This is a genomic window from Mameliella sp. MMSF_3455 (assembly GCF_030733205.1).
Taxonomy (GTDB): domain Bacteria; phylum Pseudomonadota; class Alphaproteobacteria; order Rhodobacterales; family Rhodobacteraceae; genus Antarctobacter.
The window spans coordinates 167,555-181,378 of record NZ_JASHJL010000007.1; the positions used below are offsets into that span (position 1 = coordinate 167,555).

The following is a 13,824-nucleotide window of genomic DNA, read 5'->3' on the forward strand; positions in this document are numbered from 1 at the left end:
GCCTGCCGCTACCGTCGCCGCGCGAGGACAGGAAAGACAAGCATGACGAATTGGACAGAGATGAATGCCGCGGACCTGGGACGAGGGATCGGCAGGAAAGAAATCGACCCGGTCGCGTTGACCGAGCATTTCCTGAATGAAATCAACGCTCACCCCCTGCGTGACCGGATCTATGCCCGGCTGACCCCCGACCGCGCCCTCGCCGAGGCTGCCGCGGCGAAATCCCGGGCCGAGCGTGGATTGCGGATGCATCCTCTGGACGGTGTGCCGATCAGCTGGAAAGACCTCTTCGATACCGCAGGCACGGTGACCGAGGCTGGCTCTGCTCTGTTGGCTGGCCGCATCCCCGCCCGCGATGCCGAGGTGCTGCGGACGGCGACGCAGAACGGGCTTGTATGCCTGGGCAAGACCCACCTGTCCGAACTGGCCTTTTCCGGTCTTGGTCTGAACCCGGTGACGGCCACCGCGCCCTGCGTGAACGATCCCGAAGCGGTGGCGGGCGGGTCGTCCTCCGGAGCCGCGGCCTCGGTCGCCTTCGGGCTGGCGCCAGCAGGCGTCGGCTCTGACACGGGCGGGTCCGTGCGACTGCCGGCCTGCTGGAATGACCTCGTGGGCCTCAAGACCACCTCCGGCAGGCTCAGCCTGGACGGCGCGGTCCCGTTGATCGCCAGTTTCGACACGGTTGGGCCGCTGTGCCGCACGGTCGAAGATGCGGCGCTGATGCTCTCGGCGCTTGAAGGCGCGCCCGCGCCCGACCTGCGCGGGACCAGCCTGAAGGGACGCAGGTTCGCCGCGCTGCAGACCGTGGTCATGGACGACCTGGACCCAGCCCCGGCGCAGGCATACGCCGCTGCGCTGGACAAGCTGCGCGCCGCAGGGGCCACCATCGAGGAACTGGACTTCCCCGAGATCATCACGCCACACGAACAGTCTGCCATGCTCTACACCTCGGAGGCTTGGGCGACCTGGCGCGACGAGATCATGGCCCAGCCAGATGTCATGTTCGCGCCCATCCGCGAGCGATTCGAGGCCGGCGCCGCGCATTCCGCTGCCGATTTCGTTGCCGGCTGGAAAACCGTGCACGCCATGCGCGCCCGCTGGGCCGAGGTGACGGCGGGCTATGACGCTGTCCTGTGCCCGACCGCGCCGAACCTGCCGGAAAAGGTCGAAACCCTGATGGAACTGGGCGAGACCTATGTGCAGGCCAACCTGCGCACCCTGCGCAACACGCGGATCGGCAACCTGATCGGTGGCGCCATTGTCACCCTGCCGACCGGCATACCGTCCTGCGGCATCTCGTTGATGGGCACGCCGATGGGCGAACATCACCTGTTGCGGATCGCTGCCGCCGCCGAGGCCGCCATCGGCTGAGATTTCCGCGCCACTGCGTCTTTGGCGCCACAGCGCCCCCCTGCAGGTCCTTGATTCTGGACAGAACCCCTCGTTTTTCCGTATCCTGCGGACAAACGCGGGGCACGCGAATGATCCCGCTACTTATTGAGGCAGTCACGATGTTCCCCGAGCGGTTTTCGAACCTACCGGCCTATGCGTTCCCGCGCCTGCGCGCGCTTCTGGATCATCATGATCCGGGCGGTTCTGTGCTGCACATGTCCATCGGAGAGCCGAAACACCCGTTTCCGGCATGGATTTCCGAGATCATCGCGCGCCATGCCGCCGATTTCGGCCGCTACCCGCCGAACGAAGGCACCGCAGAGCTGCGCGGCGCCATCGCGGGCTGGCTGAACCGGCGTTACGGCGTCAGCCTCGATCCGGCGACGCAGGTCATGAACCTGAACGGCACGCGCGAGGGGCTGTACAATATCGGCATGGCGCTTTGCCCCGAGCAGAAGCGGGGCCAGCGCCCGGCGGTGCTGATGCCCAACCCGTTCTACCAAGTCTACATGATCTCGGCGATTTCGGTCGGGGCCGATCCTGTCTTTGCGCCCGCCACCGCCGAGACCGGGCACCTGCCGGACTTTGCCGGCCTGCCGGCCGAGGTTCTGGACCGCACCGCGCTGTGCTACATCTGCTCGCCCGCCAACCCGCAGGGGGTCATGGCGGACGAGGCCTATTGGCGCGAATTGATCGGCCTTGCGGAAAAGCACGACTTCCAGATCGTGGCCGATGAATGTTACGCCGAGCTGTACCGCGACACGCCGCCCGCCGGCGCGCTGGAGGTGGCCGCGGCGATGGGCGCACATCCCGAACGGGTGCTGTCGCTGCATTCGCTGTCCAAACGCTCGAACCTGCCGGGCCTGCGCTCCGGTTTCGTGGCGGGCGGGCCCGAAAGCATCGCGCGCCTGCGCCAGCTGCGGGCCTATTCCGGCGCCCCGGTGCCGTTGCCTCTGCAACATGTGTCAGAGGCGCTCTGGACGGACGAGGAACATGTGCGCGAGAACCGTGCGCTGTGGGCGCAGAAATACGCCCTGGCGGACGAGATCCTGGGCAATGTCCCGGGCTACATGTCCCCGCGGGCGGGCATGTTCGTCTGGTTGCCGGTCGAGGACGGCGAGGCGGCGACGTTCAAGCTGTGGACGGAAACCGGCGTCCGGGTCCTGCCCGGCGCCTACCTGTCGCGCGACACGGCGGATGGAAACCCGGGACAGGGGTACATCCGCGCGGCGCTTGTCGCGCCTCAGGACGAGACAAGGGATGGGCTGACCCGGATCCGGGACTGCCTGTTCACATAATTAAAAAAAAGACGAGGCGAAGATGGCATCTTTCCAGGCACGGGGCCGTGATCCCCTGTTCGACACCAACACCGCCGCGACGCTGGAAAAGCGCGGTCGCGAGCTGATCGGGCTGGCGCTGGTTGCGCTGGGGCTGATGGTGGCGGCCATGATCGCCTCGTACACGCCGGATGATCCGTCCTGGCTGTCGGCCACGGACGCGCCGGTGCAGAACTGGATGGGGCGGCTTGGTGCCTATGTCGCCGCGCCGCTGTTCATGATCATCGGCCTCGGGACCTGGGCGCTGGCAGCCGTCTTCCTGGCCTGGGGGGGGCGCCTGGCCCTGCACCAGGGCAATGGCCGCGCCTTTTCCTGCCTGATCTTCTCGCCCATCTGGGTGGCGCTTTGTGCGGTCTATGCCTCGGGCCTGCACGAATCCGCCGGATGGACGCACCACTTTGGCCTTGGCGGGCTTTTTGGTGACATGATGATGGGCTCTGCTCTCAACGTGCTGCCCTTTGCCCCGGCGACGGGACTGAAGATCATGCAGCTGGGGCTGGGCGCCGGAATCCTCGCGCTGGGCGCCTTCGTGCTGGGCTTTACCCGCGAGGAGCTTAAATCGCTGGGTCGCTTCCTGCTGGTCAGCCTGGTCATGACCTACGCGACGCTGGTGCGCCTGATGGGACGGGGCGCCAGCGGCACGATGACGATGGCGCAGCGGATGCAGGCCGCCAATGCCGAACGCCGCGCCGCCCGGGCCGAGCGTCGGGCCGCCGCCGCCGAAGCCGCGCAAGAGGCCGATCTTCTCGCCACCGCCGAACCGGCGCCCGCCGCAGTGCCGCCTGCCTCGCGCGTGCTGCGTGCGGACATGGGCGTGCCGCCTTCGCCCGAGGCAGGGTTCTATGACCCGGACGAGGACATCCTCGAAGAAGCTCCTGCACCGCAGCCCGAGAAACAGGGCTTTCTGTCGCGCATGATCCGCCGGGCGGACCCCGATCCGCTGCCGGAACCCGAGCTGGTCGAGGAGCTGATCGACCATGACGTCGACGTGCCGGGAGAGGATCGCATTCGCGCCAAGATCGCCCGTGCGGTGAAATCCCGCAGCACGGTGCTGCCGGGGCGCCAGACACCCGGCATCATGGCAGACAAGCCGTTGACCAAGGGGCGTGGCTATGGTCCGCAACCCATCGTCTTTCGCGACACGCCGCGCCAGCCTGCGCTGCCGCCCGAACCGCCGTTGACCGCGGCAGACCGCCCGTTGCCGCCCGAGCCGCGCCTCACCGCCGCCGAACCTGCGCCCGCGCCGGAAATGGCACCGGCCCCCCGGACCGCGCCCATCGCGGAAGAGGCTGCGGAACCGGCGCCGCGCGTTCTGCCGCGTATCCCGGTCGCGGAACCCGAGGTGGATGCCGAACTCTACTCGGACCTCAGCGATTTCGACGACTACGGCGCCCAGGATGACGTCGAGGACGACTACGCGGACGAGGCCGAGGTGCTGAGCGACGACTACCAGCCGGAACCGGCCCCGCAGGCCGCGCCGCAGCAGCGAGCCGCCGTGCCGCTGCCGGAACCCAAGAAGGTGGTCCAGCAGCCGGTGCGCAAGCCCGTGCAGCCCTCAAGACGGGCCCAGGCCGAGGCCCAGCCGCAACTGCGCTTTGACGACGACAAGCCGGAATACGAACTGCCGCCGCTTTCGCTGCTCATGTCGCCGGACAAGATCGAGCGCCATGTCCTGTCCGACGAGGCGCTGGAGGAAAACGCCCGGATGCTGGAAACCGTGCTGGACGACTATGGCATCAAGGGCGAGATCGTCAGCGTTCGCCCCGGCCCGGTTGTCACCATGTACGAACTGGAACCCGCGCCGGGCCTGAAGGCCAGCCGCGTCATCGGCCTGGCCGACGACATCGCACGGTCCATGTCGGCGCTCTCGGCCCGTGTCTCGACCGTGCCGGGCCGCAGCGTGATCGGCATCGAACTGCCCAATGACAACCGCGAGATGGTCTCGTTCCGCGAGATTCTGGCGGGCCGCGACTACGGTGACGGCAAGCACAAGCTGCCGCTGGCCTTGGGCAAGAACATCGGCGGCGAGCCTCTGGTGGCCAACCTTGCCAAGATGCCCCACCTGCTCATCGCGGGGACCACCGGCTCGGGCAAGTCGGTGGCGATCAACACCATGATCCTGTCGCTGCTCTACAAGCTGTCGCCGGAAGACCTGCGGCTGGTGATGATCGACCCCAAGATGCTGGAACTCTCCGTCTATGACGGCATCCCGCACCTGCTGTCGCCCGTTGTGACCGATCCGAAAAAGGCCGTCGTCGCGCTGAAATGGGTCGTGGGCGAAATGGAGGACCGCTATCGCAAGATGTCCAAGATGGGCGTGCGGAACATCGACGGCTACAACAGCCGGGTCGAAGATGCGCTGTCCAAGGGCGAGATGTTCAGCCGCACGGTTCAGACCGGCTTCGACGATGAGACCGGCGAACCGGTGTTCGAGACCGAGGAATTCGAACCCAAGAAGATGCCCTACATCGTGGTCATCGTCGACGAGATGGCCGACCTGATGATGGTCGCGGGGAAAGAGATCGAGGCCTGCATCCAGCGTCTTGCGCAGATGGCGCGTGCTTCGGGCATCCACCTGATCATGGCCACGCAGCGCCCCTCGGTCGATGTCATCACCGGTACGATCAAGGCCAACTTCCCCACCCGGATTTCCTTCCAGGTGACGTCCAAGATCGACAGCCGCACCATCCTGGGTGAGATGGGGGCCGAGCAACTGCTGGGCATGGGCGACATGCTCTACATGGCGGGCGGGGCCAAGATCACCCGTTGCCACGGGCCGTTCGTGTCGGACGAGGAAGTCGAGGAAATCGTCAACCACCTCAAGGCTTTCGGTCCGCCGGAATATGTCGGCGGGGTCGTTTCCGGCCCCGACGAGGAAAAGGCCGACAACATCGACGCGGTGCTGGGCCTGAACACCGGGGGCAATACCGGCGGCGAGGATGCGCTTTACGATCAGGCGGTGCAGATCGTCATCAAGGATCGGAAGTGTTCGACCTCCTACATCCAGCGCAAGCTGGGCATCGGCTACAACAAGGCCGCGCGCCTGGTCGAGCAGATGGAGGACGAGGGCGTCGTCAGCCCCGCCAACCATGTCGGCAAGCGCGAAATCCTGGTGCCGGAACAGGCCTGAGACCGGAGCATGGAGGGGGCGCGGCCCCCTCTGCGCCTACGGCGCATTCACCCCCGGAGTATTTTTGCAGAGAAGAAGCAGGGGCGGCGAGGGCATTGAAGGGGCGGCTTTCCGCCCCGATATTGACCTGCAAGAGGCCTGCTATCGCATAGCGCCGCGCGCTGTGCCATGTCAGCGGGCAATCCGAGCAGGAAGGACCAAAGATGCTCCGCACCCTTTTCGCCACCCTGGCGTTTGTCACCCTTGCCGCGCCGCTCTCGGCGCAACAACTCTCTCTGAACGAGATCTCGCGTTACCTGAACTCGATCACCTCGGCCACGGGCATATTCACCCAGATCAATGCCGACGGCACGATCTCGACCGGCGACATCGCGATCAAGCGTCCGGGCAAGGTGCGTTTCGACTATAACCCGCCGGAGCGGGCACTGGTCATGGCCAGTGCCGGGGCGGTCTATATCCTCGATCGCAAGCTGGGTGCCCGACCGGACACCTATCCGCTGCGCCAGACGCCGCTGTCGATCATCCTGGCGCGCCAGGTGGATCTGAGCCGCGCCGGCATGGTGGTGGGGCATGGGTACGACGGCACGGCGACAACCGTCACCGCGCAGGATCCGGACAATCCGGATTATGGCACCATCCAGATGAAGTTCACCGGCGCACCGGTGGAATTGCGGCAGTGGATCATCACCGACGGCAATGGCAGCCAGACCACGGTGATCCTCGGCGGGCTGGAAAAGGCCGATCTGCCCAACAGCGTCTTCTCGATCGACAAGGAACTGTCCAAGCTCAAACGCTGAGCTGATCGTGCGGCCCCGCGCGGGGGCCGCACGTCCGCCTTACCGTGCGGCGCGGCAGTTCCGGAGTTGCCGTTCGTAGAGCACCGCGCGCTCGCCGACCTGGGTCGAGACGCGCAGCAGCCAGGACTTGGCGTTGTAGCTGCCCCGACGATAGCCTGCGCGCCCCTCGTGGTAGGCAAGGTAGTGGCGCCGCGCGTCAGACATCGGGATGCCAAGCTCCTTGCGCGACAGATCCATGTACCAGCCCATGAAATCAGTCGCGTCGCGGATGTTGTCGCGGCGCGCGCCACGCCGGCCCACGTCGGCCAGGTATTCGTCCCAGGTGCCGTCCAGCGCCTGGCTGTAACCGAAGGCCGAGCTTTGCCGGCCGATCGGGATCACGCCCAGGCTGTACCGGAAGGGGGTTCGCGCGTCGCTGTCGAACTTGCTCTCCTGGTAGATCGTTGCCATCTGGACGTGCACTGGTACGCCCCAGCGCCGTTCGGCACTGCGGAAGGCACGATAATATCCGGGTCGCTGTTCGAGAATCGAACAGGCGTTGTCCAGGTTGCGCGGAGACGTGCCAGATCCGCCGCCACCCCCACAGGAGGCCGCCAGAAGCACGATCACCAAGGCGCGAAGGACTCTGCTCATTTGCCACTCGCCTCGCTTTGTCTTTTTATTGATGCTCATTTTAGCTGATTGCGCCGGGCGAGGGAATCACATTTCCTCACGTCCAGCGGGTGGCCGCTGTTACCAGGCATGGCGTCGGGAAACCTGTGTCCTTGCCGCATGAATTGCACTGTTGGCGTGTGTTTCACAGAGTGTTTCCCGCCAATTTGAGGCGAAAGTTGGACAAGACACTGGCGGAAACGGTATCAAGGAGGCAGGAAGAGGTTCGTTATGTTGCACAATCGCGCGAAATATCACTTGGGTCAGGTTGTCCGCCACCGCAAGCACCCCTTCCGGGGCGTGGTGTTCGATGTCGATCCCGAATTCTCCAACACCGAGGAATGGTACGAATCCATCCCCGAGGACAGCCGCCCGTCCAAGAAGCAGCCCTTCTATCATCTGTTGGCGGAAAACGATCAGAGCTTTTACGTGGCCTATGTGTCCGAACAGAACCTCGTCGCCGACTATTCCGGCGAGCCGGTGGACCATCCCGATATTCCCGATCTCTTCGGCGCCTTCGAGGATGGTTCTTACGCGCTGCATTTCCAGATGAACTGAGCGGGCCGTACCGGTCCGGGCGGGATCATGCCGCCCGTGCAGCCCATGCTGCCGCCTCGTCCAGCCGGTCGTCGCCCCAGAACAATTCGGCCCCCACGACGAAAGAGGGGCTGCCAAAGATGCCCAGGGCTTCGGCCTTGTCGGTTTCAGCGGTCAGCAGCTCTGTGCCTTCCTCGCCAGCGGCCCGGGCCAGCACTGCGGCGGGGTCCTGTCCCACGGCCCGCAGGCTGTCCGACAGGTTCGGATCGCTGCCCGCCTCCTGCCCCTCTATGAACCAGCGGCGGTAGGTCTCGATCGTGTAATCCTCTCCCCAGCCCTCTGTCATGCCCAGAACCGCCACCTTGTTGGCCAGGGGCAGGTCGGGCAGCGGGTAGGGGGCGGGCACATTGATTGGCAGACCGAAGAGCTCGGCCCGCCGTTCCATGTCGCGCCACATGTAGGCTGTCTTGATCGGCTTGTCGCGAAAGGGGATGTTGTTCTGGGCCATCATGATCCGGCGCACGTCAAAGGGACGCCATGTCACCTGCAGGCCGTGATCCCGCGCATACTCTCGCATCCGCGCGACTGTCAGGTAACTGTAGGTGCTGCCGATCGAATACCAGAAATCCAGCCGGGCCATGTGGGAACCTCCTGCCGCCAGGTCAGTCTAGCGGCAGGCAGGGCAGGCTGTGAAGCCCCCGGTCACAGCGCGGCGCGCATGACGTCCAGAAATTCCGCGATTTCGGCCTCGGTCGTGGACCAGTTACACACCAGCCGCGCAAGCGCCGGGTCATCGGCGTTATCGGGCGGGTTGCCCCAAAGCGCATAGACCGCACCCGCCGCCTGGGCTGCCTCGTGCGCCCGCAGGGGCGCGCGAAAGAAGAGCATGTTGGCGCGGGTCGGGTTCACGATCTCGAGGCCCATCTCCCCGAGGCCCCGAGCCAGCGCTTCGCAGCGGTCGTTGGCCTGTTGCGCCAGATCGCGCCAGAGGTCGTCCTCGAGGTAGGCCAGCATTTGGGCGGCGACGTAGCGGTGCTTTGAATAGAGATGGCCCGCGCGCTTCACCCGCAGCTCGAATTCTTGCGCCCGGGTAAACCCGCTGCTGGCGGGTGCCTCGGGATCGAAGATCACAACTGCCTCGGCGTCCATCAGCCCGTTCTTGGTGCCGCCGAAAACGGCGATGTCCACGCCTGCCTTCCAGGTCATCTCGGCCGGGGTGCAGCCAAGCTTGACGCAGGCGTTGGCAAAACGCGCGCCGTCAAGGTGCACCGGCAACCCGTATTCCCGCGCCACCGCACACAGCGCCCCGACATCGGACAGCGAATATACATTCCCGCCCTCGGTCACATTGGTGATCGAGACCGGACCGCGCTGCGGGCCATGCACGCCGCGGTTGCCTTCGCCCAGGATGGCGGTCCGCAGCGCAGGCGGCGTCATCACGTCGCCACCATGCACAAGCGTCAGCTTGGCGCCGCCGGTGTAGAACTCGGGCGCGTTGCACTCATCCTCGTGGATATGCGCGTGCTCGGAACAGAAGATCGTTTGGAATGGCGCACAGAGCGTGGCCAGCGACAGCGCATTCGCAGCTGTACCGGTGGCCACCAAGTAGACCGCCGCGCCCGGCGCATCAAACAGGTCGCGGACCCGGTCGGCCACTTCTGCCGTAACGTCGTCAGCGCCATAGCTGGCCGCCGCGCCGCTGTTCACCCGCGCCAGGACGTCAAGAACCTGCTGCGGAACAGGGCTCGCATTGTCGGATGCAAAGTTCATAGCGGCTCCTCGATGATATGGTCTTCCCAGTCGTCCTCATCCACTTCGAACTCGGGCACCGTGCCGCCCTGCATCGAAACACCCGCCGCGTGAACGGAGTCCGGCGTGCCCGAGATCAGCGGGTGCCAATCGTACAGGGGCTTGCCCTCGAAGAGCAGCTTGTAGGCGCAGGTCTCGGGCATCCAGTAATGGTTCTTGGCGATGTTCGCGGGCCGCAATACGATGCATTCCGGCACGAACTGGTGCCGGATCTCGTACTGGGAACACCGGCAGGTGCTGTCGTCAAACAGGCGGCAGGCGACACGGGTCAGGGCCACCTCGCCGCTGTCCTCGTCCTCGAGCTTGTTCAGGCAGCATTTGCCGCAGCCGTCGCAAAGCGCCTCCCACTCGGCGTCCGACATGTCCTGCAGGCGCTTGCGCTCCCAGAAGCGCGGCGTCAGGCCTGTGCGGGCAATCGGGTCGGTCATTCGGCGGCCAGGATCTCGCGCGCCTTCAGGCAGTCCGCGTCCATCTGGGTGATCAGCGCATCCAGCCCGTCGAATTTCAACTCGGGGCGCAGGTACTCGACCAGCCCGACCGACAGCGTCGCACCGTAGAGGTCGCCTTTGAAGTCGAAGAGGTAGGTTTCGATGTTGGGCACCTCGCCGTTGAACATCGGGCGGACCCCGATGCTGGCGGCGCCGCGATAGCTGCCCTTGTGCGGGCCGTCCCTTACGTCCACCAGCACGGCATAGACGCCAAAATGCGGCGGATGCAGCCCGTCGATGGACATGTTGGCCGTGGGATAGCCCAGAACGCGGCCGCGCTGTTCGCCGCCCACGACCTTGCCTTCGATCCGGTGCCAATGGCCGAGCAGGGCCGCGGCATCGCGCGGGCGGCCCTCGGACAGCGCGTCGCGGATCGCGGTCGAAGAGACCTGAACGCCGCCGGTTTCCAAGAGGTTCGACACCGTCACGCCAAACCCCATCTCGGCGCCAAAAGCCTGCAGGTCCGCGACATTGCCCGCGCGACCCTTGCCGAAACAGAAATCCGCGCCGACGACCACGTTGGTCAGGCCAAAACCCTTGCAGATAACGCGGTCCGCGAATTCGCGCGGGGTCAGCGAGGCAAGGGCCGTGTTGAAATTCAACTGGTACAGCCGCTCGACGCCGAGCTTTTCAAGCCGCGCGGCGCGGGTTTCGGCGCTCATCAGGCGAAAGGGCGGAGAGTCGGGGGCGAAATACTCGCGAGGATGCGGTTCAAAGGTCATCACGCCCAAAGGTGCCCCGGGCGCCGAACGACGCGCGAGGTCGATCACCGCCTGGTGGCCCAGATGGACGCCGTCAAAGTTGCCGATGGCGGCGCTGGCGCCCTGATCTTCGGGCCGGGTGTACTGATAGTCGTGAACGATCCGCATGCGTTTCCCGTTACCGGCACGCGCGCCCGTGCGCAAGCATCCCCCGGAGCGAGCGTGGCGCCAATGCCCCGATTCGTGATGCCGCCCGCGCGACGGTGCGCGGGCGGCAAGATAACCTGACCGCCTGAGGGCGAGTTCAGCCCTTGTCGGTCACGTTTTCCTTGAAGGACTTTTCGAACGCGGCCTGTTTGTCGGCCCCGGCCTCGGTCTGGAATTTATCTTTCCATTCGGAATAGGGCATCCCGTAGTAGATTTCGCGGGCCTCTTCCTTGCCCATCTCGATGCCTTTTTCGTTCGCCGCTTCCTGGTACCAGCGGCTCAGGCAGTTGCGGCAGAAACCGGCCAGGTTCATCATGTCGATGTTCTGCACATCCTGCCGGTCTTCCATCAGGTGCTGGCGCAACCGGCGAAAGGCCGCGGCCTCGATCTCGATGCGGGTCTGATCGTCCATCTCTGTCACTCCTCTTTCTCCGTCGCGGCGGCCAGCGCCTTTTCCAGCAGCGGCGCCAAGCGCGCCGCCCAGTGTCGCTGGCCGACCTCTTCCTCGATCAGGTCGTTGCGGACCTCGATCAGCGTGTTCAGGCGGCCTGCGCCCAGGGCGTGGCGGTCGATCGCATCGCCGGGCAGGTGGCCGGGGTAGGGCTGGTTGCGTCCCACCACCAGATCGGGCTCTGCCCCCAGCATGTCAATGAGCGGATCTGACAGGCGCGCATCCCATGCGGCATGCAGCACGCCAACATGCCAGGGCCGGGGGGGGCGGCCATGCAGTTGCGGCGTGAAGGAATGGATCGAGACGATGGCGGCATCTTCGCGCCGCGCCACCATTTTCGCCAAAGCGGCGTCGTAGGGGCGGTAATAGGCGTTCAGGCGGCGTTCCTTTTCCTCGGCGTCCGCATGGCGGTTGCCGGGGATCACCGAACCGTCGTACAGCTTCATCAGCAAGGTCGGGTCGTCTTCGCCCCGGTTCGGGTCGATCACGAGGCGCGAGAAATTCGACAGCACAACCGGGGCATCCAGCAACTCGCCCAGTTCCCGGGCCACACCGGCGGCACCCACGTCGTAGGCGATGTGGCGCGCCATGTCAGAAACCGGCAGGCCGAGAGAGCCGCCAAGATCCGGCGGAACGATGTTGGCGGCATGGTCACAGGTGATCAGGAACCGGCTCTGGCGGGTTTCGCCGATGATCTGGCAGGGGGAATATGTCATGGTCTCGTCGTCTTTGGCCCGCTACACATATGCCAGTTGCGCGGCAAAGGGAAATACGGGATAAAGCGGGCGCCGTTAGCGGTAACGCCGCAACTGCATTTGCCAGAGCGCACCCATGGACGCGACTGGCCGCCACAGCCGACCGGGCAGGGAGAAAGACATGAAACGCGACCGTAACGTCAAGATCGTGGCCACGCTGGGCCCCGCATCCAACACCTACGAGATGATCCGGGCCCTGCACGAGGCCGGGGCGGATGTCTTTCGCCTGAACATGAGCCACGGCACCCACGAGGAAATCGAGGAGCGCCACAAGATAATCCGGCAGGTCGAAAAGGATCTGGACAGCCCGATCGCGATCCTTGCCGACCTCCAGGGGCCCAAACTGCGCGTCGGCGAATTCGCCAACGGCTCCGAAGAGCTGGAATGGGGTCAGAAATTCAGGCTCGACCTGGACGAAACGCCGGGCGACTCGACGCGGGTTCAGCTGCCGCACCCCGAGATCTTTGCTGCCCTGACCGGCGGGTCGCACCTTTTGGTCAATGACGGCAAGATCCGCTTGCGGGTGGCCGATTGCGGCAAGGATCACGCCAATTGCATCGTCGAGGCGGGCGGCACGATTTCCAACCGAAAGGGCGTGAATGTGCCCGACGTGGTGCTGCCCCTGGCGGCGCTCAGCGACAAGGACCGCCGCGACCTGGAGTTCGCCTGCGGGCTGGGCGTGGACTGGATCGCGCTGTCCTTCGTGCAGCGAGTTGAGGACGTCGAAGAAGCGCGGCGCCTGGTCTGGGGCCGGGCCGCGATTGTCTCGAAAATCGAGAAGCCCTCGGCAGTCGAGGCCTTCGACGAGATCCTCGAAGTTTCGGACGGGATCATGGTTGCCCGTGGCGACCTGGGGGTCGAACTGCCGGTGCAGGCGGTGCCGCCGATCCAGAAACGCCTGGTGCGCAAGTGCCGTGCGGCGGCCAAGCCGGTGATCGTCGCGACGCAGATGCTGGAATCCATGATCGAATCCCCGATGCCGACCCGGGCCGAGGTGTCGGACGTCTCCGGCGCCATCTACGAAGGCACCGACGCGATCATGCTGTCGGCGGAATCGGCGGCAGGTCAGTACCCGATCGAGGCCGTCACCACGATGAACAACGTGGCCATATCGGTAGAGAGCGACCCGACCTACCGCGACGTTATAGAGGCCTCGCGCAATGCAGTCCGGACCTCTGTCGCGGACGGTATCGTCGCTGCGGCGCGCGAGATCGCGGAGACGACGGAGATCAAGGCGATCTGCTGCTTTACCTCATCGGGCACCACCGCGGCGCTGGTTGCGCGCGAACGTCCCCGCGTTCCGATCATTGCCATGACCCCGATGACGGGCGCCGCGCGTCGCCTCTCGCTGACCTGGGGCACGCAATGCGTCATGACCGGCGAGCTGGAGCGGTTCAAGCAGGCGGTCGTCAATGCCGCCCGCGCCGCCCGTGCGCAAGGCTATGCCGGCGAAAAGGACCAGATCGTCGTGACTGCCGGCGTGCCTTTCAACCAGCCGGGCACGACCAACATTCTGCGCGTTGCCCCCTGCAACGAGCGTTTGATCTTTTCGACAGATCCTGAATAACC

At 65.4% G+C, this 13,824-nt stretch carries 13 protein-coding genes; 6 read left to right on the plus strand and 7 right to left on the minus strand.

Annotated elements, in window-relative coordinates; all coding sequences use genetic code 11:
- Window positions 1–42: 42 nt before the first annotated feature.
- From RBB42_RS07365 to RBB42_RS07380, 4 genes are all read left to right on the plus strand, one after another.
- A complete protein-coding gene (locus RBB42_RS07365) occupies window positions 43–1,371 on the plus strand; it encodes an amidase (protein WP_305969149.1) in 1,329 nt (442 codons plus the stop codon).
- 140 nt (window positions 1,372–1,511) lie between these two features.
- Window positions 1,512–2,690 (plus strand): aminotransferase class I/II-fold pyridoxal phosphate-dependent enzyme, encoded by a 1,179-nt coding sequence (locus RBB42_RS07370; protein WP_305969304.1) that lies wholly within the window; start codon window positions 1,512–1,514, stop codon window positions 2,688–2,690.
- 22 nt (window positions 2,691–2,712) lie between these two features.
- Window positions 2,713–5,859, plus strand: coding sequence for a DNA translocase FtsK (locus RBB42_RS07375; protein ID WP_305969148.1), 3,147 nt, complete (start codon window positions 2,713–2,715; stop codon window positions 5,857–5,859).
- A gap of 203 nt (window positions 5,860–6,062) precedes the next feature.
- Window positions 6,063–6,656: a LolA family protein gene (locus RBB42_RS07380; RefSeq protein ID WP_305969147.1), complete on the plus strand. Its 594-nt coding sequence runs from the start codon at window positions 6,063–6,065 to the stop codon at window positions 6,654–6,656.
- A gap of 39 nt (window positions 6,657–6,695) precedes the next feature.
- Here the strand turns inward: RBB42_RS07380 and RBB42_RS07385 are convergent, their stop codons facing one another.
- Window positions 6,696–7,289, minus strand: a complete 594-nt coding sequence (locus tag RBB42_RS07385) for a transglycosylase SLT domain-containing protein (RefSeq protein WP_306043507.1) — start codon at window positions 7,287–7,289, stop codon at window positions 6,696–6,698.
- Between the two features lie 249 nt (window positions 7,290–7,538).
- Between RBB42_RS07385 and hspQ the strand changes: the two genes are divergently transcribed.
- Window positions 7,539–7,865: a heat shock protein HspQ gene (hspQ, locus tag RBB42_RS07390; RefSeq protein WP_043142221.1), complete on the plus strand. Its 327-nt coding sequence runs from the start codon at window positions 7,539–7,541 to the stop codon at window positions 7,863–7,865.
- Between the two features lie 25 nt (window positions 7,866–7,890).
- Here the strand turns inward: hspQ and RBB42_RS07395 are convergent, their stop codons facing one another.
- The 6 genes from RBB42_RS07395 to RBB42_RS07420 all read right to left on the minus strand — a co-directional run bounded on the left by RBB42_RS07395 (window position 7,891) and on the right by RBB42_RS07420 (window position 12,216).
- The gene (locus tag RBB42_RS07395; RefSeq protein ID WP_305969145.1) at window positions 7,891–8,484 is read right to left on the minus strand and encodes a 2-hydroxychromene-2-carboxylate isomerase; all 594 of its coding nucleotides are present in this window, start codon (window positions 8,482–8,484) and stop codon (window positions 7,891–7,893) included.
- A 62-nt stretch (window positions 8,485–8,546) separates the two neighbouring features.
- Entirely contained in the window at window positions 8,547–9,614 is a 1,068-nt protein-coding gene (locus RBB42_RS07400) for a threonine aldolase family protein (protein ID WP_305969144.1), read from the minus strand.
- Window positions 9,611–10,081 carry a YcgN family cysteine cluster protein gene (locus tag RBB42_RS07405; RefSeq protein WP_305969143.1) on the minus strand — a complete coding sequence of 157 codons (471 nt, stop codon included), beginning with the start codon at window positions 10,079–10,081 and terminating at the stop codon, window positions 9,611–9,613. Before RBB42_RS07405 ends, RBB42_RS07400 begins: the two co-directional genes overlap by 4 nt.
- Entirely contained in the window at window positions 10,078–11,010 is a 933-nt protein-coding gene (locus tag RBB42_RS07410; RefSeq protein ID WP_305969142.1) for a bifunctional riboflavin kinase/FAD synthetase, read from the minus strand. Before RBB42_RS07410 ends, RBB42_RS07405 begins: the two co-directional genes overlap by 4 nt.
- Window positions 11,011–11,146: 136 nt before the next feature.
- Window positions 11,147–11,461 carry a DUF1244 domain-containing protein gene (locus tag RBB42_RS07415; protein WP_305969141.1) on the minus strand — a complete coding sequence of 105 codons (315 nt, stop codon included), beginning with the start codon at window positions 11,459–11,461 and terminating at the stop codon, window positions 11,147–11,149.
- A gap of 5 nt (window positions 11,462–11,466) precedes the next feature.
- A complete protein-coding gene (locus RBB42_RS07420; RefSeq protein WP_305969140.1) occupies window positions 11,467–12,216 on the minus strand; it encodes an N-formylglutamate amidohydrolase in 750 nt (249 codons plus the stop codon).
- A 160-nt stretch (window positions 12,217–12,376) separates the two neighbouring features.
- Here RBB42_RS07420 and pyk point away from each other — a divergent pair, with 160 nt between their 5' ends.
- The gene (gene pyk / locus RBB42_RS07425; RefSeq protein ID WP_305969139.1) at window positions 12,377–13,822 is read left to right on the plus strand and encodes a pyruvate kinase; all 1,446 of its coding nucleotides are present in this window, start codon (window positions 12,377–12,379) and stop codon (window positions 13,820–13,822) included.
- Window positions 13,823–13,824: the final 2 nt, after the last annotated feature.